Annotated in this window: 23 protein-coding genes and 1 tRNA gene; 12 read left to right on the plus strand and 12 right to left on the minus strand. The window is 69.5% G+C overall.

Going from position 1 to position 24,422, the window contains the following annotated elements:
* Positions 1–56: 56 nt before the first annotated feature.
* Together ACUKCB_RS21455 and ACUKCB_RS21460 are read right to left on the minus strand one after the other, a co-directional pair.
* Positions 57–1,415 carry an MFS transporter gene (locus ACUKCB_RS21455; protein ID WP_473037387.1) on the minus strand — a complete coding sequence of 453 codons (1,359 nt, stop codon included), beginning with the start codon at positions 1,413–1,415 and terminating at the stop codon, positions 57–59.
* Positions 1,416–1,482: 67 nt separating this feature from the next.
* Positions 1,483–2,568, minus strand: coding sequence for an inositol-3-phosphate synthase (locus ACUKCB_RS21460; protein WP_473037388.1), 1,086 nt, complete (start codon positions 2,566–2,568; stop codon positions 1,483–1,485).
* 862 nt (positions 2,569–3,430) lie between these two features.
* Here ACUKCB_RS21460 and ACUKCB_RS21465 point away from each other — a divergent pair.
* The 6 genes from ACUKCB_RS21465 (at position 3,431) to ACUKCB_RS21490 (ending at position 9,366) form a co-directional block, all read left to right on the plus strand.
* Positions 3,431–6,286 (plus strand): transglycosylase domain-containing protein, encoded by a 2,856-nt coding sequence (locus tag ACUKCB_RS21465; RefSeq protein WP_473037389.1) that lies wholly within the window; start codon positions 3,431–3,433, stop codon positions 6,284–6,286.
* Positions 6,287–6,536: 250 nt separating this feature from the next.
* Entirely contained in the window at positions 6,537–6,827 is a 291-nt protein-coding gene (gene rpsF / locus ACUKCB_RS21470; protein WP_191267956.1) for a 30S ribosomal protein S6, read from the plus strand.
* A 118-nt stretch (positions 6,828–6,945) separates the two neighbouring features.
* Positions 6,946–7,530, plus strand: coding sequence for a single-stranded DNA-binding protein (locus tag ACUKCB_RS21475; RefSeq protein WP_191267955.1), 585 nt, complete (start codon positions 6,946–6,948; stop codon positions 7,528–7,530).
* Positions 7,531–7,643: 113 nt separating this feature from the next.
* Positions 7,644–7,880: a 30S ribosomal protein S18 gene (rpsR, locus tag ACUKCB_RS21480; RefSeq protein WP_013155832.1), complete on the plus strand. Its 237-nt coding sequence runs from the start codon at positions 7,644–7,646 to the stop codon at positions 7,878–7,880.
* A 27-nt stretch (positions 7,881–7,907) separates the two neighbouring features.
* Entirely contained in the window at positions 7,908–8,354 is a 447-nt protein-coding gene (gene rplI, locus ACUKCB_RS21485) for a 50S ribosomal protein L9 (RefSeq protein ID WP_452543029.1), read from the plus strand.
* 178 nt (positions 8,355–8,532) lie between these two features.
* Positions 8,533–9,366 carry a peptidoglycan recognition protein family protein gene (locus tag ACUKCB_RS21490; RefSeq protein ID WP_473037390.1) on the plus strand — a complete coding sequence of 278 codons (834 nt, stop codon included), beginning with the start codon at positions 8,533–8,535 and terminating at the stop codon, positions 9,364–9,366.
* 55 nt (positions 9,367–9,421) lie between these two features.
* On the opposite strand, the gene ACUKCB_RS21495 is transcribed toward ACUKCB_RS21490, so the two are convergent.
* Entirely contained in the window at positions 9,422–10,771 is a 1,350-nt protein-coding gene (locus ACUKCB_RS21495; RefSeq protein ID WP_473037391.1) for an MATE family efflux transporter, read from the minus strand.
* A gap of 347 nt (positions 10,772–11,118) precedes the next feature.
* On the opposite strand from ACUKCB_RS21495, the gene dnaB reads away from it, so the two are divergent.
* Positions 11,119–12,471: a replicative DNA helicase gene (gene dnaB / locus ACUKCB_RS21500; protein ID WP_473037392.1), complete on the plus strand. Its 1,353-nt coding sequence runs from the start codon at positions 11,119–11,121 to the stop codon at positions 12,469–12,471.
* On the opposite strand, the gene ACUKCB_RS21505 is transcribed toward dnaB, so the two are convergent.
* Positions 12,468–12,923 (minus strand): MarR family winged helix-turn-helix transcriptional regulator, encoded by a 456-nt coding sequence (locus ACUKCB_RS21505; RefSeq protein ID WP_473037393.1) that lies wholly within the window; start codon positions 12,921–12,923, stop codon positions 12,468–12,470. The genes dnaB and ACUKCB_RS21505 overlap by 4 nt on opposite strands.
* Positions 12,924–13,083: 160 nt before the next feature.
* Between ACUKCB_RS21505 and ACUKCB_RS21510 the strand changes: the two genes are divergently transcribed.
* On the plus strand, positions 13,084–14,505 hold the full coding sequence (locus ACUKCB_RS21510; RefSeq protein ID WP_473037394.1) for an MFS transporter: 1,422 nt from the start codon (positions 13,084–13,086) through the stop codon (positions 14,503–14,505).
* A 127-nt stretch (positions 14,506–14,632) separates the two neighbouring features.
* Here ACUKCB_RS21510 and abc-f read toward each other — a convergent pair whose 3' ends face one another.
* From abc-f to upp, 6 genes are all read right to left on the minus strand, one after another.
* On the minus strand, positions 14,633–16,315 hold the full coding sequence (abc-f, locus tag ACUKCB_RS21515; protein ID WP_473037395.1) for a ribosomal protection-like ABC-F family protein: 1,683 nt from the start codon (positions 16,313–16,315) through the stop codon (positions 14,633–14,635).
* Between the two features lie 487 nt (positions 16,316–16,802).
* The gene (locus ACUKCB_RS21520; RefSeq protein ID WP_191267947.1) at positions 16,803–17,033 is read right to left on the minus strand and encodes a hypothetical protein; all 231 of its coding nucleotides are present in this window, start codon (positions 17,031–17,033) and stop codon (positions 16,803–16,805) included.
* A gap of 229 nt (positions 17,034–17,262) precedes the next feature.
* A complete protein-coding gene (locus ACUKCB_RS21525) occupies positions 17,263–17,772 on the minus strand; it encodes a PH domain-containing protein (RefSeq protein ID WP_473037396.1) in 510 nt (169 codons plus the stop codon).
* Between the two features lie 18 nt (positions 17,773–17,790).
* A complete protein-coding gene (locus ACUKCB_RS21530) occupies positions 17,791–17,955 on the minus strand; it encodes a hypothetical protein (RefSeq protein WP_017545737.1) in 165 nt (54 codons plus the stop codon).
* Positions 17,956–18,339: 384 nt separating this feature from the next.
* Positions 18,340–18,582 (minus strand): hypothetical protein, encoded by a 243-nt coding sequence (locus tag ACUKCB_RS21535; protein WP_473037397.1) that lies wholly within the window; start codon positions 18,580–18,582, stop codon positions 18,340–18,342.
* A gap of 410 nt (positions 18,583–18,992) precedes the next feature.
* Positions 18,993–19,646 (minus strand): uracil phosphoribosyltransferase, encoded by a 654-nt coding sequence (gene upp / locus ACUKCB_RS21540; protein ID WP_473037398.1) that lies wholly within the window; start codon positions 19,644–19,646, stop codon positions 18,993–18,995.
* Between the two features lie 325 nt (positions 19,647–19,971).
* Between upp and ACUKCB_RS21545 the strand changes: the two genes are divergently transcribed.
* From ACUKCB_RS21545 to ACUKCB_RS21560, 4 genes are all read left to right on the plus strand, one after another.
* Positions 19,972–20,472 (plus strand): tRNA adenosine deaminase-associated protein, encoded by a 501-nt coding sequence (locus tag ACUKCB_RS21545; RefSeq protein ID WP_473037399.1) that lies wholly within the window; start codon positions 19,972–19,974, stop codon positions 20,470–20,472.
* A 42-nt stretch (positions 20,473–20,514) separates the two neighbouring features.
* Positions 20,515–21,003, plus strand: a complete 489-nt coding sequence (locus ACUKCB_RS21550) for a tRNA adenosine deaminase-associated protein (protein ID WP_473037400.1) — start codon at positions 20,515–20,517, stop codon at positions 21,001–21,003.
* 49 nt (positions 21,004–21,052) lie between these two features.
* Positions 21,053–21,505 (plus strand): nucleoside deaminase, encoded by a 453-nt coding sequence (locus tag ACUKCB_RS21555; RefSeq protein WP_473041092.1) that lies wholly within the window; start codon positions 21,053–21,055, stop codon positions 21,503–21,505.
* Positions 21,506–21,515: 10 nt separating this feature from the next.
* Positions 21,516–21,600: transfer RNA gene (locus tag ACUKCB_RS21560), tRNA-Ser, on the plus strand.
* Positions 21,601–21,698: 98 nt separating this feature from the next.
* On the opposite strand, the gene ACUKCB_RS21565 is transcribed toward ACUKCB_RS21560, so the two are convergent.
* Complete coding sequence (locus ACUKCB_RS21565; protein ID WP_473037401.1) at positions 21,699–22,268, minus strand: PadR family transcriptional regulator; 570 nt, start codon at positions 22,266–22,268, stop codon at positions 21,699–21,701.
* Between the two features lie 22 nt (positions 22,269–22,290).
* Positions 22,291–24,306 (minus strand): NADPH-dependent 2,4-dienoyl-CoA reductase, encoded by a 2,016-nt coding sequence (locus tag ACUKCB_RS21570; RefSeq protein WP_473037402.1) that lies wholly within the window; start codon positions 24,304–24,306, stop codon positions 22,291–22,293.
* Positions 24,307–24,422: the final 116 nt, after the last annotated feature.

The following is a 24,422-nucleotide window of genomic DNA, read 5'->3' on the forward strand; positions in this document are numbered from 1 at the left end:
ACGGAGGGGCCGCGGTGCGGCGTGCACGGGAGAGGCCGTGTGTACCGCCGCGCTCCCTAGACCGCCTCGGGCTTCGGCGCCCCGGGGTCGGGCGTTCCGGGTTCGGCAGTCCCGGCCTCCGGCGTTCCGGTACCCCGAGCCCTCCGGCTCCCCAGACGTCGGGCGCGCACCGTCCAGGCCGCGCCCATCAGGAGGTAGGAGAGGACCATCGCGCCGACCACCGGGACACTCACCCCGGACTGCGGGACCAGCCCGGCGGTCAGTGCGGCGCCCAGCACGAACGTGGCGTTGAAGAGCACGTCGTAGACCGAGAACACACGGCCGCGGTAGGCGTCGTCGACATGTCGCTGAACCAGCGTGTCGACGGTGACCTTCACCGCCTGGGACACGAACCCCAGGACGAAGGCGGCGACCGGGAACAGGGCCGCGGAGAAGGGCAGACCGAACAGCAGCAGGGCGACGGCCGCTCCGACCAGCAGCGCCGCGATCCAGGCGCTCTCGCTGATCCGCGCGGTCGCCCACGGCGTGGCCACCGCGCCCAGGAAGAACCCGAGGGCGAGCAGGCCGGCCGCTACCGAGAACCCGGCGACACCGGCGACGCCGCCGCCGGTGAACGTGTTGTTGTACAGCAGCATGGTGAGCAGCGTGGAGATACCGAAGAGCACGCGGTGGCCGCCGATGGTCAGCAGCCCGTCGCGGGCGGGCACCCGCTCCCAGATGTGCCGGACCCCGGTGGCCATGCCCCGGACGGCGTGGTGCAGCGCGGCCCGGACCTCCTCGGGCTCCTCCTCCAGGTGCGGGCCCAGCTCCCGGTACCGCAGGGTGAGCGAGACCAGGGCGGCGCCCGCGAACCCCAGCGCGGCCACGAACAGGATCATCCCGGTGCCCAGGGCCTGCGCACCGCCGAGCACGCCGATCGCCAGGCCCGCGCCGGTACCCAGGGAGCTCGCGACGGTTCCACAGGTCGGTGTGACCGCGTTGGCCATCATCAGCTTGTCCCGGGGCACCACGTAGGGCAGGCCCGCGGACAGTCCGGACAGGAAGAAGCGGTTGACGCTCAGGACGAGGAGGGCGGCGACGAAGAAGGCGGGCCCCTCCCCGTTGGCGACGAGGAAGGCTGTCACCGTCGCCAGGACGGCCTTGGCCAGCGAGGACAGCAGGAGGACCTGGCGGCGGGGCCAGCGGTCGATGAGCACGCCCGCGAACGGGGCGACCGCGGAGAAGGGCAGGAGCAGGACGGCGAAGGCCGCGGCCACCTCTCCGGCCCCGGTGTGCTGCTCGGGGTTGAAGAAGACGAAGCCGGCCAGCCCGGCCTGGTAGACCCCGTCGGAGAACTGCGAGACCAACCGGGTACCGAACAGCCGACGGAACCGGGACCCCTGGAGGACCGTGCGCAGATCGCCGAAGAAGGACACGTTTTCAGGGTAGGGCGTGCCCGGGGCCGTGGCGGCCCCGGGCGGTCGGCCGGGGTTCCGGTGGGGGTCAGTCCTGGGCGTCGTGCCCGGACGAGATGAACTGCTCGACCTTCTCGTGCGCCTCGGCGTCGCTGTACTGCACGGGCGGCGACTTCATGAAGTAGGAGGAGGGCTCCAGGATCGGGCCGCCGATCCCGCGGTCCTTGGCGATCTTCGCGGCGCGGACCGCGTCGATGATGATGCCCGCGGAGTTCGGGGAGTCCCAGACCTCCAGCTTGTACTCCAGGTTCAGCGGGACGTCACCGAAGGCGCGGCCCTCCAGGCGGATGTACGCCCACTTGCGGTCGTCGAGCCACGGCACGTGGTCCGACGGGCCGATGTGCACCGCGCCGGCGTTGAGCTCGTGCGGGATCTGGGAGGTGACCGACTGGGTCTTGGAGACCTTCTTGGACTCCAGGCGCTCGCGCTCCAACATGTTCTTGAAGTCCATGTTGCCGCCGAAGTTCAGCTGGTAGGTGCGGTCCACGACCACGCCCCGGTCCTCGAACAGCTTGGACAGCACCCGGTGGGTGATGGTGGCGCCGATCTGGGACTTGATGTCGTCACCGATGATCGGCACGCCCGCCTTGGTGAACTTCTCGGCCCACTCGGGGTCGGAGGCGATGAACACCGGGAGCGCGTTGACGAAGGCCACCCCGGCGTCGATGGCGCACTGCGCGTAGAACTTGTCCGCTTCCTCGGAGCCCACCGGGAGGTAGGAGACGAGCACGTCCGCCTTGCTGGCCTTCAACGCCGCGACCACGTCCACGGCGTCCTCGGGGGACTCCTGGATCGTCTCGCGGTAGTACTTGCCCAGACCGTCGTAGGTCGGGCCGCGCATGACGGTCACGCCGGTCGGCGGGACGTCACAGATCTTGATGGTGTTGTTCTCGCTCGCGACGATGGCGTCGGCCAGGTCGTGCCCGACCTTCTTGTCGTCCACGTCGAAGGCGGCGACGAACTCGACGTCGCTCACGTGGTACGGGCCGAACTGGACATGCATCAGGCCGGGCACCCGGGACTCCGGGTTGGCGTCCTTGTAGTAGTGCACACCCTGGACGAGCGACGCCGCACAGTTGCCGACGCCCACGACGGCTACACGTACCGAACCCATTGGTCCTTGCTCCTTCTTCTTCGCGAACATGGATGCCACAGCGCACGGCGACGGGCCCGCGCCGACGGCGGTCCGGGGCTCGTCATCCTGCGTTCGTATTCCGTATGTGGTCAGCAGCGCGCACCGTGGTTCTGTTCCCCCTCACGGCCGTCGACTACGGGGGAGAACTATGCATGTCTGGCTGGTTTGTTCTGCTATGACTCTATCTTCGCTTCATGGTGAGCACGTATGCGGTCAGTGCCGCCGAAAGGCGTGTGACCGGGAGTGACGGCGGTGAGCGAGGGGCGGGTGACACCTGCGCGCTCAATGTCACACACACGTCACCGAACAGGGAGAACGTGGCGCTTCGGCTTTGTCGGTGATCGCGCTCACATGATTGGCCCCATCGGCCACCACGGAGCTGAACTGCGAGGACGGGCGTTTCCCGGCAGAGGGTGATCAGGTCTTCCAAAGCGCGCGATACCCTCGCGCGTGGGTTGTGCTATACGGTTCGATCGCTCTAACGTGACCCTTGATTTGCGTGCGCAGCCGGTAGGGACCCCGGACGAAGCCACCGCCGCGGCGACGTCCACGTCGGCCCAGAGCACCGACGGGCCAGGGGTAGCGCTCCCGCAGGCCAACGATCAGGAGGAAGTAGCGGCCAACGTCTTCGCGGCCTGTTGAAAACCTTCGCCCGCAACTGGGCGTCTCTTTATCAAGCCTTGAACGACAGGCAACAGAGGTGGGAACAGGTCCACCGGCCCCTGGGCCGTGCTGGTACACCACCACAGGTCGCGAATCACCGATCCCCCAGGGGGACCGTCCCCCGTTTCCACCAAGGAATCGTCAGGCCGACCGGCCGTGAGAGGCAATCGAGGACCACGTGAGTACCGAACGACGACGTAGTGCCGACGGCGGCCGTCGCCGGGCCGAGGGCCCGGGCGACGGTCAGCGCGGCAACGGCGGAAGGCGCAGGGCCGAGGGCCCTCCTCGGGAAGAGCGTGCGGGCGGCCGACGCCGACCTGGTTCCGAGGAAGGTCTCCGGGGAGGAGACCAGCCCGCTCCGCGTTCCCGCAGACCCCGCCCCCCAGGGGCCGAGGCCCGTTCCGAGGGACGGCCGCGCCCGGAGGGCGGCCGGCGCCGCGCCGAGGGCGAGCGCCCGCGCCGCCCGGAGGGCCAGCGGCCCCGGCGGCCCGAGGACGGCGAGCGCCCGCGCCGCCGCCCGGACGGACAGCGGCCCCGGCGGCCCGAGGACGGTGACCGCCCCCGGCGCCGCCCCGACGACCCGCGTGCGGGTGGCCGCCGTCGTGCGGCCGGCCCCCGAGACCCCCGCGACCGCGAACACGGCTCCCGGTCCGAGGGGCGCCGCCCCGGTGGCCGGGGCTCCCGTGCCGCCGCGGGCGCCGGAGGCCGCGGCGGCGGTGGCGGCGGTCGCCGACGCCCCCGCCAGGACGAGCCGGACGACCGTCCCTGGTTCAGGCGCTTCCTGTCCAAGGCGTGGAAACCCGCGCTGGCCTTCTGCGGTCTGATGATCATCGGCGGCGTGGCCGCCTTCGCGGTGCTCTACGCGATGGCCCCGGACGAGGACGACCTGAACGAGGACGCGGAGAAGACCGTCTCCGCCACCCAGATCTACTGGGCGGGGGAGGAGGGCGAGGAGGAGGTCGCCCTCACCACCGGTGAGGTCAAGCGGATCGAGGTCACCCGCGACGAGATCCCGGAGGAGGTCATCAACGGTGTGCTCGCCGCCGAGCAGCGCACCTTCTACGAGGACCCCGGGATCAACCTCATGGGTATCGGCCGCGCGGTGCTCTCCGGCGGTGACGCCGGCGGCGGTTCCACCATCACCCAGCAGATGGCCCGCAACTACTACAGCGACCTCCAGGGCGAGGAGCCGCTGACCCGCAAGATCCGCGAGATCTTCATCGCGATCAAGCTGAACCAGCAGCTCACCCACGACGAGATCCTCACCATCTACCTCAACACGATCTACTTCGGCCGCGGCGCCTCCGGTATCGAGATGGCCGCCCAGGAGTACTTCGGCAAGAGCGTGGGCGAGCTCGACGAGGCCGAGGGCGCGTTCCTGGGCATCATCATCCAGATGCCCAGCAACTTCGAGAACCCCGAGGAGGGCTCCTGGACGGAGACCTACCTCAACGAGGAGCGCTGGCCCTACGTCCAGAACCAGCTCGCCGTGATGTACGAGGAGACCGACGGCGAGCGCGGTCTGCCCCGGGCCGAGGCCGAGAAGCTGGAGATCCCCGAACTCATCGACTACAACCCCGAGGCGGCGGCCGACGACCCCAAGCTGGGATACGTCCGCCAGGCCGTGATCGACGAGGTCGAGCGCCGCTACGAGGGGTCGAACATCGATGGCACCGACATCGCCACCGAGGGTCTGACGATCAAGACCTCGCTGGACCCGGAGCTGATGACCGCGGCCGAGGAGGCCTTCAACGTCCTGCCCGACACCGCGGCCGAGGACACCATGCACGGCCTGACCGCGGTCGAACCGGACACGGGCCGGATCGTCGCCTTCAACGGGGGCCCCGACGTCTCCACGGTGATCAACAACTCCCTGGTCCACCAGGCCCAGGCGGGCTCGTCCTACAAGCCCTACGTGCTGGCCCGCGCGCTGATGGACGACATCGGTCTGCGCACCAAGCTCGACGGCGACACCGGACGGGAGTTCCCCGGCCTGGCCAGCGAGGTGAACAACTCCGGCTACGTCGACCACGGCGAGGTCGACCTGATCGACTCCACCAGGGATTCGGTGAACACCAGTTTCGTGGACCTGGCGATCCGGGTCGGCGAGGCCAGGGTCGACGAACTCGCGGTCCAGATGGGTGTGGATCCCCAGCGTCAGACGACCTCCACCGTCGGTCCGCTCATCGCCCTGGGCACGCACCAGGTGAACGCGCTCGACATGGCCAGCGGCTACGCGACCTTCGCTGCCGAGGGGCGGCACTTCCCGGCCCACATGGTCACCGAGGTCGCGACGGCCGACGGCACGGTGATCGAACCGGACGACAAGGACGAGCTGGAGACGGGCACGGAGGTCCTCACGCAGGCCGTCGCGGCCGACGCCACCCACGCCATGCAGGAGGTGGTCCGCAACGGCGGCGGCAGCAGGGCGGCCCTGAGCGACGGGCGCCCTGTGGCGGGCAAGACCGGTACCTCCACCGACGCGGTCTCGGCCTGGTTCGTGGGCTACACACCGCAGCTCTCCACCGCGGTGGGGCTGAGCCGCGCCAAGGCCACCGATCCGCTGGACTTCGGCCCCGAGTTCGGCGACGTCTACGGCGGTACCACCTCCGCGAAGGTCTGGAAGGCCTTCATGGAGATCGCCATGGAGGGCGAGGAGCAGCGGCAGTTCCCGGCGGCCCAGTGGGTGGGCGAGGACCAGCGCTTCCTGCCGACCCCCACCCCGAGCGAGTCGCCCGAGACGGAGGAGTCGGAGGAGCCGGTCGAGGAGGAGACCGAGGAACCCACCGACCAGGAGTGCGACCCCAGGGAGCAGGGGTGCGACCAGGAGTTTCCGCCGGACGAGTGCGACCCCATGGACCCGACCTGCGGTGACGACGGGAGCTCCCAGCCGCCGGAAGAGTGCAACGGCCTCTTCCCGCCCCCCTACTGCGAGGACGAGGGTGACGAGGAGACCGAGCGCCCCGGACAGCCCGGGGGAGAACAGCAGCAGGGCGGAACCAATGACAACAGCCTGATCAGACCCAGGGACTGATCAGGGGAAGGTTCCTCCGGGGGCCGGTGCGCGGCGGGGAGACCCGTCGCACGCCGGCCCCCGGCTCTGTGTCCGGCCGCATCCACAGCCCAGCACCGGTGGTGCGCCGCTGCTGGTAGCCTTGGCTCCCGTATGGCTCAGAGCCCGAGTGGCACGCCCCGGCCCGACCGGGGCGGCGTGGTCCCGGGCTCCTGCCCTCCTGCCATGGAGATTCCATGGCCGCAACAGTCCAGAGGAGGAACGTACGCCTATGCGTCGTTACGAAATCATGGTCATCCTCGACCCGAACCTCGACGAGCGCACCGTCGCTCCGTCGCTGGAGAACTTCCTGGGCGTCGTCCGCAACGACGGCGGCTCGGTCGAGAAGACGGAGATCTGGGGCAAGCGTCGTCTCGCCTACGACATCAACAAGAACTCCGAGGGCATCTACGCGGTCATCGACCTGACCGCCAAGCCCGAGACGGTCAAGGAGCTCGACCGTCAGTTCGGCATCGCCGAGGCCGTGCTCCGCACCAAGGTTCTGCGTCCCGAGGTTCACTAGGCAGCCCGCTGCCCCGACCCCCTGACCCCGCGCATCCGATTCTGTCCCCAGGGACGTGGATGATACGGGGCACAGGCGAAACCGCCTGATCCGAACTATCTCGAACCGGAGCCGATCCATGGCAGGCGAAACCCAGATCACGCTCGTCGGCAACCTCGTCGACGACCCTGAACTGCGCTTCACGCCCAGTGGAGCCGCGGTCGCCAACTTCCGTGTGGCCTCGACGCCCCGTACCTTCGACAAGCAGGCAGGGGAGTGGAAGGACGGCGAGTCCATGTTCCTCACCTGCACCGTTTGGCGGCAGTACGCGGAGAACGTGGCCGAGAGCCTTCAGCGCGGCATGCGCGTCATCGTGCAGGGCCGTCTGAAGCAGCGGTCCTTCGAGACCCGCGAGGGTGAGAAGCGGACCGTCTTCGAGATCGACGTCGACGAGGTCGGCCCGGCTCTGCGCAGCGCCACCGCCAAGGTGACGAAGACGCAGCGCCAGGGCGGCGGATTCGGCGGTCAGCAGGGCGGTTTCGGTGGCGGCCAGCCCCAGGGCGGACAGCCCCAGGGTGGCGGCTACGGGAACCAGGGCGGCGGCTTCGGCGGCCCGCAGGGCGGCCGCGGCGGTGCCCCGGCCGACGACCCGTGGGCGACCAACGGCGGTGGCGGCGGCTTCGGTGGCGGCGGCGGAGGTTTCTCCGACGAGCCCCCGTTCTAGACGGCGCCCACCCCGCGTAACACCCGGCCCGGCCCCTCGGGGCCGAGCCACCTTATCCCTTGTCCCAGCCCATCCCCGGGAGGACCCCGGGGCTCTTGCGAAGGAGCACCACGATGGCTAAGCCGGCAGCGCGCAAGCCCAAGAAGAAGGTTTGCCTCTTCTGCCAGGAGAAGCAGTCCTACATCGACTACAAGGACACCACGCTTCTCCGTAAGTTCATCTCCGAGCGCGGCAAGATCCGTGCCCGTCGGGTGACCGGCAACTGCACCCAGCACCAGCGCGACGTCGCGACCGCGATCAAGAACGCGCGCGAGGTGGCCCTGCTGCCCTACACCAGCACCGCTCGCTAGCGGCGATATCCGAGGGAGGTTTTTGTCGTGAAGCTGATTTTGACCCACGAGGTCAACGGTCTCGGAGCCCCCGGCGATGTCGTCGAGGTGAAGAACGGTTACGGTCGCAACTACCTGCTGCCCCGCGGGTTCGCCATTCGGTGGACCCGTGGCGGTCAGAAGCAGATCGACCTGATCCAGCGCGCCCGCAAGGCGCGTGACATCCGCACCCTGGACGAGGCCCAGCAGGTCGCCGGCCGGGTCGGTGCCCTGAACGTGCGCCTCAAGCAGCGCGCGGGCCAGGGTGGTCGTCTGTTCGGTTCGGTCACGCCCGCGGACGTCGTCGAGGCCGTCAAGGCCGCCGGCGGTCCCGAGCTGGACAAGCGCCGGATCGAGATCAAGAACCCGATCAAGTCCGTCGGTGACTACAAGGTCCAGGTCCGCCTGCACCCCGAGGTCTCCGCGACGATCAAGCTGGAGATCGTCGGCGCCTAGTAGGCGTTGACCGTCCCGGTCCCAGGCCCCGTCCCTCCTCTGGAGGGGCGGGGCCTGCTGCGTCGGTGGAACACGCCCGGGCTGTGAAAACAACCCTTTGATTACTCTTTGTAACTTAACGTGTTCTCTGTGTCGCGTCGCGTCCCGCGGCGCTCCGCACGGAGAGGACAGCATACCGATGGCCGTTGAGAGACGACCCGAGACCGACCGCCCCGGGGCGGTCGACCGCAGGACGATGCTGCGAGGAACCGCTCTGGCCGCCGGAGGAGTGCTCCTCGGCGGCGCGCTGGGGGTGTCACCGGCAGCACCGGCCACCGCCGCCGCGGTACCCAAGGTCTACACCCGGGCGGACTGGGGGGCGCGTGCGCCCAAGAGGGCGGTTCAGGTACTGGGCCAGGGGCCGACCCACATCGTCGTCCACCACACCGCGACCGGGAACGTGTCGGACACCTCCACCAGCCACGCCGCCGCACTGTCCCGGTCCATCCAGCGCTACCACATGGACCACAACGGGTGGAACGACACCGGACAGCAACTGACGATCAGCCGCGGCGGCCACATCATGGAGGGGCGGGACAGGACGCTCCAGGCGGTCCGGGACGGCGGCCACGTTCTCGGGGCGCACACCGCGAACCACAACTCGCACACGATCGGGATCGAGAACGAGGGGACCTACACCTCGGCGAGCCCGCCCGGCACGCTCATGTCCTCCCTGGTCGACACCTGTGCGTGGCTGTGCCTCGTGTACCGCCTCGACCCGCAGGAGGCGATCGTGGGACACCGCGACTACAACGCCACCAGCTGCCCGGGCGACAAGCTCTACTCGATGCTGCCCGAGCTGCGCGACGACGTGGGGAGCAGGCTGCGCGAACAGCTCCGACACCTCAGCAGGCACGTCGGGCAGGAACTGACCCTGGAAGAGCTGCCGACCTACCCGACCGCCCCGCGGTCCGAACGGGTCGCGACCTTCTACCACGGTCCTGCCATCGGGGAACTCGACACGACCACCTGACCGAGGATCCCCCGGAACCGTCCCTGCTCCCCGCCGCAGGGGCGGTTTCGTGTTTTCAGGGCCTGGTCGCTCCGGTGACCAGCCAGGCCTCGCCCCTGGCGCGCAGGCCGAGGGTGACGGCGCGGGCGAGGATCCACACGGAGAACGCGGTCCACAGCCCCACCAGCCCCCACACGTCGGAGACGGCGAGCCGGGGGAGGACCAGGGCGAACGGCAGGAAGGCGAGCATCGTCCACAGGGAGGCCCAGGCCAGGTAGCGCTGGTCGCCGGCGCCCATGAGGACGCCGTCCAGCACCATGGTCACCCCGCTGAGTGGCTGCATCAGCGCCACCACCACGAGGGAGGCCGTGATCAGTGTGGCCACCTGCGGGTCCGAGGTGAAGGGGACGTGGGCCCAGGGCAGCACCAGGAACACCAGGACGGTGAAGACCAGGCCCGACATCACGCCCCACTCGACCATGCGCCGGGTGGAGTCCCTGGTCCCCCGAACGTCTCCGGCGCCGAGGTAGCGGCCCACGATCGACTGCCCGGCGATGGCGATGGCGTCCATCGCGAAAACCAGTAGGGCCCAGATGTTGTAACTGACCTGGTGCGCGGCGATCGACTCGTCGCCGAGCCGGGCGGCGACGGCGGTCGTCACCAGCGCCACCACACGCATGGACACGCTGCGCAGGAACAGCGCGAAACCGGCCGACGCGGAGGTGCGCAGACCCGACGCGGTCGGCAGAAGGGAGACGCCCCTGCTCCGTGCCGACCGGGCGATGGCAGCCGTGTACCAGAACGCGCCGGCCCCCTGCGCGATCACCGTCGACCACGCCGAACCGGCGATGCCCCAGTCGAACACGAACACGAGGACCGCGCACAGTGCGGCGTTCCCGGCGTAGGAGGCCACCGCGACCACCAGTGGGGTCCGTGCGTCCTGGAGGCCGCGCAACACCCCGGTCCCGGCCATCACGACGAGGAGGAACGGGGTGCTCAGCAGGCTGATCCGAAGATAGGTGAGGGCGTACGGCGCGACCTCGGGGGAGGCGCCCAGGAGGTCGACCATCCACGGGCCCAGCGGCCAGCCGATCCCGATCGCGGCGATTCCCAGCAGGACCGCGAGCCAGAGTCCGTGCACCCCGTCCCGGATGCCGCCGGGGATGTCGCCCGCACCGAACTTGCGGGCCACCGCTGCGGTGGTCCCGTAGGCGAGGAAGATGCACACCGCGGCCAGGGTCAGCAGGACCTGGCCGGCGACCCCGAGCCCGCCCAACGCCTGGGTGCCCAGGCTGCCGACGATCGCGGCGTCGGTGAGCAGGAAGAGCGGTTCGGCGATGAGCGCGAAGAACGTGGGGACGGCGAGGGCGAAGATCTCGCGGTCGTGACGGTGCCGGAAGGGGGCAGCCGAGAGGAGTGTGGCCATGACGGAGCCACAGTACCGGACAGGCGTTCGACCTTCCCTGTGGGTTTTTCCACAGGGCCGCCGAAGCCTGTGGATAACCTGTGGAAAGCCACCCTGTGAGACATCTTGCACGTCCCGCCCATGGCCCATGTTTTCGCAGTTCAGGTGGGCTGTTGATGGTTCGCGGCAAAGTTATCCACAGGTGATGTGCATAACCTGTGCGCGCAATGCCGCACATGGCTCCGGATGTGGTGGTAGGGGACTGTCCACAGGCGTGCCGGGCGGCGCCCCCGGCGTCCGGGATGGGGCATCCTGGAAGGGTCGGTCCGACCCGGGCCGACGCACGCGACCGGTGTGGGGAGAAGTTCGTGAGCGTCGCTGGGCAACCACCTGAAGAAGGCGGATACGAGCGCACCCCACCCCATGACATCCAGGCCGAGCAGAGCGTCCTCGGTGGCATGCTGCTGTCCAAGGACGCCATCACCCAGGTCGTCGAGATCATCCGTTCGGCGGACTTCTACCGGCCCGCGCACCAGATCATCTACGACAGCGTGGTCGACCTCTTCTCCCGGGGCGAACCCGTCGACGCCATCTCCGTCAACGCGGAGCTGACCAAGCGCGGCGAGGCCACCCGGGTCGGCGGGGCGCCGTACCTGCACACCCTCACCGAGGCGATCCCCACCGCGGCCAACGCGGGCTACTACGCCAAGATCGTCTCGGACCGCGCCGTCCTGCGCCGCCTGGTCGAGGTCGGCACCCGGATCGCGCAGATCGGCTACGCGGGGGACGGAGAGGTCGACGACCTCGTCGACCATGCCCAGGCCGAGATCTACCGGGTCGCGGAGAAGCGCACCGGCGAGGACTACGTGGTCCTCGGCGACATCATGCCGGGCGCCCTGGACGAGATCGAGGCCATCGGCGCCAACGACGGCAGCATGACCGGTGTCCCCACCGGCTTCGCCGACTTCGACGCCCTCACCAACGGCCTGCACCCCGGGCAGATGGTCATCATCGCTGCGAGGCCGGCCGTGGGAAAAAGTACCCTGGCCTTGGATTTCGCGCGTGCCGCGTCCATCAAGAACGAGATGACGTCCGTTTTCTTCAGCCTGGAGATGGGGCGCAACGAGATCGTCATGCGCCTGCTCTCGGCGGAGGCGCGGGTGCCGCTGCACACCATGCGTTCGGGTCTGATGACCGACGAGGACTGGGCGCGGCTGGCCAGACGGATGGGCGAGGTGGCCAGTGCGCCCCTGTTCATCGACGACTCCCCGAACATGTCGATGATGGAGATCCGGGCCAAGTGCCGCCGCCTCAAGCAGCAGCACGACCTCAAACTGGTGATCGTCGACTACCTCCAGCTGATGAGCTCGCCCGGCCGGGTGGAGAGCCGTCAGCAGGAGGTCTCGGAGATGTCGCGTTCGCTGAAGCTCCTCGCCAAGGAGCTGGAGGTGCCCGTGGTGGCGCTGTCCCAGCTCAATCGTGGCCCGGAGCAGCGCACCGATAAACGCCCACAGGTGTCGGATCTTCGCGAATCGGGCAGTATCGAGCAGGACGCGGACATGGTCATCCTGCTCTACCGCGAGGACGTGCACGACAAGGAGTCCCCGCGCGCGGGCGAGGCCGACATCATCGTGGCCAAGCACCGTAACGGTCCGACCGCCGACGTGACCGTCGCCTTCCAGGGCCACTACAGCCGATTCGTCGACATGGCGCCGGGTTAGTCAGTCGACACGGTGTCGGATCCGATCGCGGGGCGGGGGAGGAGCTCGGCGAGCGATGGGTGTTCGCGGGTCGCCTCCTCCAGGGTCCGGACGAGGGTGGCAGAGGCCTCGGAGTGGACGCGGTGTCCCTCGGCGGTGAGCCTGAGCTGGAAGGCGCGGCCGTCGCCGGCCACGCGTTCGCGGTCGACCAGCCCCTGCTCCTGCATCTGGGTGACCAGGCGGGAGATGCGGGGCTGTGAGCGGCCGACCGCCCGACACACCTCTGCCAGAGGTGTCCAGCCGGGGTGCCCGATCAGGTGGGTCATGATCTCGTAGGCGCTCAGGCAGAGGGAGTGCTGTTCGCCGAGTTCGGCCTCGATGCGGGTGCTGACCGCCTCGACGGGGCGGGCGATGCCGAGCCAGGTTCCGAGGGCACGGTGGGCCGCCGCCTCTGTTTCACGGGGTGCCGTCACTGGTTCTCCTCTCTCCCGCCCCTATTGTATGCCCGGGCATGTACTCTGTCGGTCGAAACAATATGCGTGAGCATATAAATAGCGCTTCGCCCCCGCCGGGAAAGGTCCGCACGATGACCGACAGAACCTCCTCGAAAGCCGCATCGCTCCACCCGACCCGGTGACGGCCAGAGCCTCATGGTCAGCACTGGCGATCGTCGGCATCGCGCAGATGCTCGTCATGCTCGACTCGACGATCGTCAATGTCGCGCTCCCGTCGATCGGCCGCGACCTCCGGGCCGGGGCCACCGCGCTGCAGTGGACGATCAGCGGTTACGTCCTCACCTACGGCGCGCTGTTGTTGTTCGGCGGTCGTCTGGCCGACGCCCTCGGGCGGCGCAGGGCACTGCTTCTCGGACTCGTCCTGTTCGGCGCGGCCTCGCTGGTCTGTGGAGTCGCCGCCACGGAATCCGTTCTCGTCGTGGCCCGCCTCTGCCAAGGAGCAGGGGCCGCGGTGCTCTCGGCCTCGGCGCTCTCCGTCATCGTGTCCGTCTACGGTCGTGTGCCGGCCCAGCTCAACACGGCCCTGGCGGTGTGGAGCGGTCTGGGCGTCATCGGCGCGGTGCTCGGTGTGGTCCTGGGCGGGGTCGTCGTCGAGTACCTGTCCTGGCGGTGGGCGTTCCTGGTGAACATCCCCGTGGTCCTCGCGGTGGTCGCCGCCTCGTTCGCCTGGCTTGCTCCGATGCCCGGGGCGGCGGGGACCAGGATGCGCCTGCCCGTGGCGGTCACCGCCACGCTCGGGATCGGGATGCTGTGCTTCGGACTCATCGAACTCCAGGAGGGCCTGAGTCGACCGTGGCCGTGGGTCGCGCTCGTCTCCTCCGCCGTGCTCCTCGCCCTGCTGCTCCGACACCAGGACCGCAGCGCAGACCCGCTGCTGCCGGTGTTCCTCCTGCGCACCCCGGCCTACGCCTGGGCCGGGTTCGGTCTGCTGCTGGCCGCGACGCTCATGCTGGGAGCGCTGTACCTGTCCAGCAATCACCTCCAGACGGTCCACCGGATGTCCCCGCTGGAGACCGGGTTCGCGCTGTTGCCGCTCTGTCTGGGGTCTCTCGTCTCGGCGTTCGCGGTCCCCGGCCTCGCGGCTCGGATCGGGATGACCCGGGTCCACCTGGTCGGGGTCCTCGTTCAGGCGGCCTCGATCGCGGTGATCCTCGCCGGGACCGCTTCGGGAACCGGCGAGGCCGCCGTGGTGATCGCCGCGCTGGCGGTGTTCGGGCTGGGTCTGCCGACGATGTTCGTGCCGCTGTACACCTTCGGTTCGGCCCCGATTCCGGCCACGCACGCCGGGGTCGGTTCGGGGCTGCTCAACACCTTCAACGAGTCCGGAGCCGGGGTCGGACTGGCGGTCGTCGCCCCGGTCTCGGCAGCCGCAGCGGCGGTCGGCCTGGACAACGGTGCTTCCGCGCCGACGGCCGCAGCGGCCGGTACCCATGCCGGATTCTGGGTTCTGGCCGCGGTCTCGCTGCTGGCCGGGGTTGTCGCGCTCGCCCTGGGGCGCACCGCCGCGAACCCGGGCCGGTCCAGCGGGGCGCTCCGGTGAACGGGAGCCGGTGAACGGCGGCTCACGAGTACGGGACGTGACCAGTACGGTCACGCCCCGTTGTATCGGTCAATCCATAAGTCGACTTATGTGCGAACCAAAATGTCGACAAAGCGATACGTCGACTTCACGCGCGGCCGGAGTCGCCGATCAGAGCGCCTCCGTGCAGTTCGAGGTGGCGGCCGCGGAAGCGCTCTCGCATCATCCGGTCGTGCGTCACCAGGACCAGGGCGCCCGTGTACTCGGCCAGCGCCTCCTCCAGTTCCTCCACCAGTCCGGGGGAGAGGTGGTTGGTCGGTTCGTCCAACAGCAGCAGGTCGTGTGCGCCCGAAGTCAGCCGGGCCACCTCGATCCGGCGGCGCTGGCCCACGGACAACGAGACCAACTCCTGGTCGAGTTCCGCGGGCCGGAACAGGCCGAGCGAGGCCAGTTCGTCCCGGTACTCCTCCGCGTTCCCCGGCCTCCCGGCCGCGTAGGCTCCGAGCACGGTCCGTCCCGGGGCGACCCGGGCGTCCTCCTGGCGCAGCAGGCCGATCCGGTCCGGTAGGGCGACCCGGCCGGTGTCCGGTGCCAGCTCCCCGGACAGGACCCGGACCAGGGTGGTCTTCCCGGCCCCGTTCGGTCCGGTGACCAGTACCCGTTCACCGGGAGCCAGGGACAGGGCACCGATGTCCAGCCTGTGGTCGACGCGGACCCGCTCCAGCTCGGCGATCGGGGCGGACCCCTCCGGGGCCTCCCCCTCAGCACGGGGACCGGTGAACTCTGCGGCCATCCGGAGCGGTACCGGCGGCGGCGCCACCGGGTTCTCGGTGAGTCGTTCCATCCTCTCCTTGGCGTTGCGGATCCGGCCCATGGCGCCGTGCGCGGCACCGCGCATCTTGAAAGCGCCGTGCCCGAAGGCGGCCTTGGCCATCTTGCGTGGGATCGCCCGCAGCGCGGCGACGTGGTTGTCGGCCAGCCTCCGCTGCCTGGCCAGTTCGTGTCTCCACTCCTCGTACTCACGAGTCCAGCGGGCCCGGGCCGCGGCTTTGGCGGTGAGGAATCCGTCGTACCCGTTGCCGTGGCGCGTGATCCGGTGCGTGTCCGCGTCCACCTCCAGCACGGTGTCGGTCACCTCGGCCAGGAAGGCCCGGTCGTGGGTGACGGCGACAACGGTGCCCCGGTGCCGCCGAAGCCGGTCCTCCAACCAGGCGACCGCCCGGTCGTCCAGGTCGTTGGTGGGCTCGTCCAGCAAGAGGAGTTCGGGCGACGCGGCCAGCATCGCGGCCAGGGCCAACCTCGAACGCTCCCCGCCGGACAGGGTGCGCAGCGGCCGGTCCCGGTCCAGGCCCGGCAGGCCCAGGCCGTGCAGTCCGGAGTCGACGCGCGCGTCGACGCCGTAGCCGCCGTGCGCCTCGAATTCGGCGACGAGGTCGCCGTAGGCGTCCAGCTCCTCCGGTGAGGCGGCGCCGAGGCGGGCCTCGGTCGCGTGGATCCGGGACTCCAGTTCGCGCAGGTCCCGGAGCGCGGCGTCGATCGCGTCGCCGACGGTTCCGTGCGGCACCCCGCCGGACACCCCCTCCAGGGTCTGGGGCAGATAGCCGACACCGCCGGCGGTCCGGACGGTGAGCTCTCCGTTGTCGGCTTCCTCCTCGCCCGCGAGCAGACGCAGGAGGGTGCTCTTGCCGGACCCGTTGTCCCCGATCACGCCGACGCGTTCGCCCGGGCTGACGGTGAGGCTGACGCGGTCGAGGACCGTGTGGTCCCCGTACCTTTTGCTGATCTCGCCGAGGGTGAGTTGGGATCGGTGTCGAAGTCGTGTACCGAGCATGCGTTTCTCCTGGTCCGTGTGGTGCCGGTTCTTTTCGGTGCCGCGGATCGACCGGGAGAGCCCTGGGGTTTCGGATGTGCGAACACAGCTGTGGCAAGGACCGAAACAGGGGGGACGAGGCTGTCCGTACACGACCGCGGTGTGCTGACGCCGGCGGAGCGGCCCGGGACCGCGGTCGCGGTGGGGCTGCTCGGAACGCGGGCGTCCGGCGCGGGGTTACAGGAAGAAGTAGAGCCTCATGGATGAGACGATACGTCTCGTTTTATTGGACGTCAACAGTGCCGGAGTGAGATGGGTGTCACCCGGAGTCCCCGCTGTCTGGCCCTGATAGGGACACCCGTAACAGCATTTATTGCCTTGCCGATTTGTCGACATAGCGATGAAGAGGCTTCGGAAAGTGACCGCGAGGTCCCTTCGCCGGGCATGGCGAAGGGCCGCCCGCGCGTTGCGGGCGGCCCTTCGTGTCGCGTCCGGTGGGGGGCTGGGGCTAGAGCCAGCGCGCCTCGGGTCGGGTGCGTCCGTTGTCGTCGGTGACCAGGACCCAGTGCATGATCGGGTGCTCCGAAGTGGTCGTGTCGGCGTCCTCGCGCGGCTTCGGGACCAGCGCGGGTTCCGGGGCCAGGCCGGCCAGTCGGCGGCTCGTGGCGGCGGATCGGGTGCGCCGAGGGGTGGTCACGGAGCGAGTGAGGTGCGGCCCGGGTTCGGTGCTGCGTGCCATGAAGCCCTCCTCGTTTCCTTATCAGATGAGCTAAGTTAACCCTATGTTCACCTTTGAGTCAATCCGGTTCTGTTTGCCGGCGCGTCTGGGCTGGGCCTCGCGGGGCCTGTGGCCCTCAAAGTGAACGGAAGGTGAACGGGGTGGGAACCACTGCTGCCCCGAACACGGAGAAGCACCCGCCACCTGGACGGGTGCTCCCTGAGCGCTCGGGGCCGGTGGCCCGGCCCGGCTACTCCTTGAAGATCAGTCCCACGACCTCGAGATAGAGCTGCTCGGGGTAGGGGATGAAGGCGATCCGGCTGAGTGCCTGGTCCTGACCGGCGGACTCCATCACGAAGGTTCCGTAGCCCAGGAAACGGCCGACCAGGGTTCGCTCGAACCGCATGTCGGTGACCTTGCCCAGCGGCATCATGTTCACCTGCCGGGTGATCAGTCCCGTGGTGAGCAGTAGGCGTGCCGACGTGATGACGAAGTAGTCGACCGACCACTCGGCCACCCGCCACACGAACCACACCAACACGAGCAGCCAGAGCCACCAGATGACGGCCAGGGTCGCGGTGCTGTCGGCGCCCATCGTCCTGCTCAGGATCGCCGCGAGCACCAGAGCCGCCAGTACCGCGCCCACCGGTCCGATCAGGACCGCGGGGTGCCGACGGATGGTCACGACGTCCTGCTCATGGGGCAGGAGATAGCGGTTGACTGACGCTGGAGCCGCATTGCTCGAGGCGACGAGCTTCATGACACCCGATCCATCCGGCTACGACAGCAGCGTGTTGACGAACCGGGACATCGACTCAGCGCCGCCCACCAGGAGATCCAGTCCGCTCTGGATCACTCCGGCCGCGCTTTCTGGTTGCGTGAGCAGATAAAAAGCCACGAAACCTATGAGCGCGTAACCGCCCCATTTCTTCAACTTCGCCACGACTGACTCCCCTTGGAATCCACCTGACCCACCAACCCAGCAGTGATTGTTCCATCGACCATCATGCCCGTAAAGCCTGGGGCGCACCCTCGGCGTGGCGGTATGTCGGACGTTCGGCTCTTGCGGGCTGTGTCCGGTTCCGGTGGTGTTGGTGACCCCGTGAATGGTGGTCCGGAAAAGGGGTTCCTTTCAGGTGCAGGTCACAGGGGTGGAAGGAAGGGCGGGGAGCGCTCTGGCTTCCGTGCCGCAGTACTGGAGGTGGCCGCCGGGTGCCGGTGGAAGGGCCGCCGAATCGGGGCGGGAGACAGTGGGGGAGCCAGTTCTTCGCGTTCCGAAGGGGGAGGAAATGCAGGCCCGAAACCCGCCCGGAGCGGGGGAGGGGCCTCAGTGCTGTTCGGCGAAGGCCAGGGCCAGGACCTGGAGGTGCTGGCGGGCGATCCGCTCCACGAGGTCGGGGGTGGCCCGCCCGGTCACGTCCTGGGCGCCGTGTCTGGCCGCGTCCACGCATCGGGAGACGGTGGAGGAGTTGTGCACGCCGGAGAACTCCGAGGACAGGCGACTGATGACTGGGCTGAAGTGGGGGTCGCGGTTGGCCTGGGTTGTCGAGGGGGAGGGGTTCTCGGGCATCTCACTCCTTAGGGCTGCGAGGACGGAACAGCACGGCGCGTGTGCGCTCGGGGGCTTTATGTAGCCACTGGAGGGTTGCCGGAGCGCCGCGCCGGAAACGGGCGGCGACGTTCGGGTATCAGTGGGCTGAGCCCCTTGTGGGGTGGTTTCGGTCTGGCTGGTGCACCCGGTTACGGGTGGTCAGGAACCATGATCACTCTAATCTGTTACGTTCCAATCTCGAAATGAATTCGGCTAATGCAATAACGTGTCGCCCGAAGCCGGGCGAGCGGGCTCGACCTGGGGGGACACCTGGGCACGCTGGGACCAGTGCCCGATTTTCGGGCGTTCATTCATCCCAAGCCGAAAAGAGCCGAAAAAGCGCCCAACCGGTGATCTGGTTGGGCGCGGACTCTCGCTGGGGGGCGGAGTCAGGCGCAGCCGTAGAGCCGGTCGCCCGCGTCGCCCAGGCCCGGGAGGATGAAGCCGTTCTCGTTCAGGCGCTCGTCCACCGCGGAGGTCACGACGCGCAGCGTGGCCCCGTGGTTCTCGGGCAGGTTTTCGGCCAGCTTCTGTTCCACGGCGACCAGGCCCTCGGGCGCCACCAGCAGACAGATCGCGGTGATGTGGTCGGCGCCGCGCTCGACGAGGAGCTTCAGCGCCGCGGCCAGGGTGCCGCCGGTGGCCAGCATCGGGTCCAACACGTAGCACTGGCGTCCGGACAGGTCCTGCGGGAGGCGGTCGGCGTAGGTGGCGGGCTGGAGCGTCTCCTCGTCGCGCGCCATGCCGAGGAAGCCGACCTCCGCGGTGGGCAGCAGGCGGGTCATGCCGTCGAGCATGCCCAGGCCGGCGCGCAGGATCGGGACGACGAGCGGGGTGGGCCGCCTCAGCTGGGTACCGGTGGTCTGCACGAGCGGGGTCTCGATGGTGACCTCCGTCACGCGGACGTCCCGCGTCGCCTCGTAGGCGAGCAGGGTGACCAGCTCGTCGGTCAACCGCCGGAAGGTGGGTGAGTCGGTCCGCACGTCGCGCAGGGTGGTCAGTTTGTGCGCGACCAAGGGGTGGTCGACGACCAGGGTTTCCAAAACGTTCTCCGGGTGAGCTGGGGCAACATGGCGGTTGAGGGGGTGAGGGGCCAGCCCGAGTCTAACCGCGCGTATCACCCGGACCAGGGCGCTGAGGGGCCCCGCCGTCCCCGCACGTACCGCTCCGGGCGTCCTCGACCGGGGGCCGTCGGCAACGGGATCGGCCACGGGGGCGCGGGGCAGGCGCCTGTCATGAGAACGTTGGGTCCGTTCCACGGTGGACGAGGGGCTACGGCGAGGTGGGAGTGATCGTTACCATGACACTCGCACGGACGAGCCGGGCTCCTCTCGTCCGCACCGAAACACCGTCCGGGTTGGGGTGACGATGACAGTGCTCGATCATGGTGACGACGACTCGGGTGACTTCGCGGCCGTCGCGTACAGGGAAGAGGAGTACTGGGATGTCGACCTCCTCCCCGTCGCACTGACGCACGACCTCAAAGGGCTCATCCACGCCCTGCGCCAACAGCCGAGCATCAGCGGTTCCCTCGGCCTGGTGTCGGTCGGCGACGACTTCTTCATCATCGTCCGGGTATACGGCGGCGAGGTCTCCCTCTTCCTGTCCGACGTGACCGCGTCGGTCGACTGGCAGGTCGCCAGGGACGTCCTGGACTACCTGGACATCGAACTTCCCGACGATGACGACCTCGACCAGGTCCTGCCCGCGGGTGACCTGTCCGTGGTCGCGGACCTGGGTCTGGACGAGATGGAGCTGGGCGCCCTCGCCGGCGACCTGGACCTGTACCCGGACGAGGTGCTGGCCAGCGTGGCGGAGCGGTTGGGATTCGCCCAGTCCTTCCAGCGTGTCCTGGACGTGATGGGGTAGGGATCGCCTGGAAAACGACCTGGAGAGACAGGAGGGCACGCGGTGTCGACCTTCGCAGCCGTCTTCGCTCCGAACGGGAAGACCTGGCGGGGAAGTGAGGTCGATCTCGGTGACGTGGAGGCCATCGACGACGTCACCGATCTCATGCTGGACTTCGCCACGGAATGGGCCACCGATCTGACCCTTCTGCTCGTCGAGGCGGATGACGAGTGGTTCGCCGTCGTCCGGGTGGACGAGTCGGGCACCGACCCGAAGGTCTACCTCTCCGACGGCCGGGTCGTGCACGACCACCCGTTGGCCGAGGTGCTCTCCGAGGCAGGGGGTCTCGGTGCCCCACAGCCCGCGGAGAGCGCGGGCGCCCGGCCCGACCCCAGGCCGGACGGGGACGGGGACCTGCTCACCGACCTCGGAGTGACCGAGGACGAACTCGCCTCCCTGTCCGTGGGCGGCGGTGTGCTGCCCAGCGACGTCCTCGCGGTGGTCGCCGAACGCTCGGGGTTCGCCGACCTCCTCGACTCGATGAGGCTGTGAACGCGTGGGGGGCCTGCCCGAACTCGACCGGGACGCGCTCGACGGCGCGATGCTCGCCGCCCTGGCCGAGGCCGAGCTCGCCCCCGGGACCGGCGACGTACCGGTCGGCGCCGTGGTGCTGGGCCCCGACGGGGCGATCCTGGGCCGCGGTCGCAACGAACGCGAGGCGACCGGGGACCCGACCGGACACGCCGAGGTTCTGGCGCTGCGCGCGGCCGCGGGGGAGCGCGGACAGTGGCGCCTGTCCGGTTGCACCCTGGTGGTCACCCTGGAGCCCTGTGTGATGTGTGCGGGAGCCGTGGTGCTCTCCCGGGTCGACCGCCTGGTGTACGGGGCGCGTGACGCCAAGGCCGGAGCGGTGGGTTCGATGTGGGACCTGGTCCGGGACCCCCGGCAGAACCACCGTCCCGAAGTCGTTCCACCGGATCTGATCAGCGAGGACGTCGCCGCGAGGTGCTCGGATCTGCTGGTTCGGTTTTTCGCACGGCGCCGTATCCGGTAGAGTTTCTCTCGGTGGATTCGCCTAGTGGCCGATGGCGCCCGCCTCGAAAGCGGGTAAGGGGCAACCCTTCGAGGGTTCAAATCCCTCATCCACCGCATCAGCCGCCCCCGGCAGTCGCCGGGGGCGGCTTTTTCGTGCGCCGGGGCCCTGCCGCGGGCGGTGCGTCGGCCGGAAAGCGGCGCGTCGGCCGGGCCTAGGGGGTGGGCCCGCAGGCCCGCTCGGCCGGCTCGGGGTGGGCGAGGCCGTCGATGGCCTTGTCGAGCCAGTTCACCCAGAAGAGTTCGAGGTCGATCCCGCCCTGGAGCACCAGGCCGTGGACGCGGTCCCGCTCCGTCCCGTGCCCGCGGGCCGCGTCGCGCTGCTGGAACTCCCGGTACTCCGCCAGACGGGCGGCGTGCAGTTCACGGTGGCGGCGCAGCTCGGCGATCAGGCCGTCACCGACCCCCACGACCCCGGTCGCGCGCAAACGCAGCAACAGGGGGTCGCGGGGGTCGCGCGGTTCGTCCCGTCCCTCGACCCAGCGCTCCAGCTCCGCCCGCCCCGAGGGCAGCACCTCGTACTCCTTGCGCTGACCCCGGGTGGGCGAGTCGGTGGGCAGGGCCCGGATGAGCCCGGCCTTCTCCAACTTGCCCAGCTCGCGATAGATCTGCTGGTGGGTGGCGGACCAGAAGTAACCGATGGAGCGGTCGAACCGCCTGGTCAGTTCCAGTCCGGAGGAGGGCTTCTCCAGCAGGGCGGTCAGGATCGCGTGGGGCAGGGACATGAGCGCATTCTAGGCGGGGTGGTCACAGGGCGGCGGCGAGTTCGGTGCCCTGCTTGATGGCGCGCTTGGCGTCCAGCTCCGCGGCCACGTCGGCGCCGCCGATCAGGTGCACGGTGCGTCCGGCGGCGGTGAGCTCGTCGGCCAGTTCGCGGCGCGGGTCCTGGCCGGCGCAGACCACCACGGTGTCGACGTCGAGCACGCGCTCCTCGCCGTCCACGGTCAGGTGCAGACCCTCGTCGTCGATCCGGCGGTAGTCGGCGCCCGCGACCATCTCCACGCCGCGGTGGCGCAGCTCCAGCCGGTGGATCCACCCGGTGGTCTTGCCCAGGCCCTTGCCGACCTTGCTGGTCTTGCGCTGGAGCAGGTGGACCGAGCGGGGCGGTGCGGAGCGCTCGGGGGCGCCGAGGCCGCCGCGCTCCCTGTAGTCGGTGTCCACGCCCCACTGCCGGAAGAACGCTTCGGGGTCCTGGCTGGCGTCCTCGCCGCCGTCGGTGAGGAACTCGGCCACGTCGAAGCCGATGCCGCCCGCGCCGATGACCGCGACCTTCTCGCCGACCTCGACGCCGCCGCGCAGCACGTCCACGTAGCTGACCACACTGGGGTGGTCGACGCCCGGGATGTCGGGGGTGCGCGGGGTGACACCGGTGGCGATGACGACCTCGTCGTAGCCGTCGAGGTCGGCCGCGGAGACCGTGGTGTTCAGGCGGACGTCGACACCGTGCTTGGCGAGCTGGACCCGGTAGTAGCGGAGGGTCTCGTTGAACTCCTCCTTGCCGGGCACCCGGCGGGCCATGTTGAGCTGGCCGCCGATCGCGTCGGCGGAGTCGAAGAGGGTGACGCTGTGGCCGACCTGGGCCGCCGAGACGGAGAAGGCGAGCCCGGCGGGGCCGGCGCCGACCACGGCCACGTTCCGGCGGGTCCGGGTGGGGGACAGCACCAGTTCGGTCTCGTGGCAGGCGCGCGGGTTGACCAGGCAGGAGGTGATCTTGAGGCTGAACGTGTGGTCCAGGCAGGCCTGGTTGCAGCCGATGCAGGTGTTGATCTCCTCCGACCGCCCCTGCGCGGCCTTGGCGACGAACTCGGCGTCGGCGAGCATCGGGCGGGCGAGGGAGACCATGTCGGCCCTGCCCTCGGCGATGATCTGTTCGGCGATCTCGGGGGTGTTGATGCGGTTGACCGCGACCAGGGGGACCGTCAGCTCCTTCTTGAGGCGCTGGGTGATCCAGGTGTAGGCGCCGCGCGGCACGGAGGTGGCGATGGTGGGGACGCGGGCCTCGTGCCAGCCGATACCGGTGTTGATGATGTCGGCTCCGGCCGTCTCGACCCGCTTGCCGAGTTCGACGACCTCGTCGTAGGTGGAGCCGTCGGGCACCAGGTCGAGCATGGAGAGCCGGTAGATGAGGATGAAGTCCTCGCCCACGCGCTCGCGGACGCGGCGGATGATCTCCAGGGGGAGGCGGACGCGGTTGTCGAAGGAGCCGCCCCAGCGGTCCTCGCGCCGGTTGGTGGCGGGCGCGATGAACTGGTTGATGAGGTAGCCCTCGGAGCCCATGATCTCGACGCCGTCGTACCCGGCGCTGCGGGCGAGTTCGGCGCAGCGGGCGAAGTCCTCGATGGTGCGCTCGATCTCCTCCTCGGTGAGCGCGTGCGGCACGAAGGGGCTGATCGGCGCCTGGAGGGCGCTGGCGGAGACGGACTCCTCGCTGAAGGCGTAGCGGCCGGTGTGCAGGATCTGCATGGCGATCCTGCCGCCCTCGCGGTGCACGGCGTCGGTGACGATCCGGTGCTCGGCGGCCTCCTCCTCGCTGGTGAGCTTGGCGCTGCCGCCGTGGGTGGCGCCCTCGGGGTTGGGGGCGATGCCGCCGGTGACGATGAGGCCGACGCCGCCGCGGGCGCGCTCGGCGTAGAAGGCGGCCATCCTCTCGAACCCGTTGGGCGCCTCTTCGAGGCCGACGTGCATGGAGCCCATGATCACGCGGTTGCTGAGGGTGGTGAAGCCCAGGTCCAGGGGTTCCAGAAGGTGGGGGTACTCGCTCATGACGTCTCCTCGCGGGGTGCCTCGCGGCCGGTGTCCTGCCGACCGCCTTCATTATGCAACAAGTTGCACAATGAAGCGCACGGGGGTTCCGGCAAACCCCGCGCGGGCGGGCCCCG

It is taken from the genome of Nocardiopsis moroccensis (assembly GCF_055763695.1).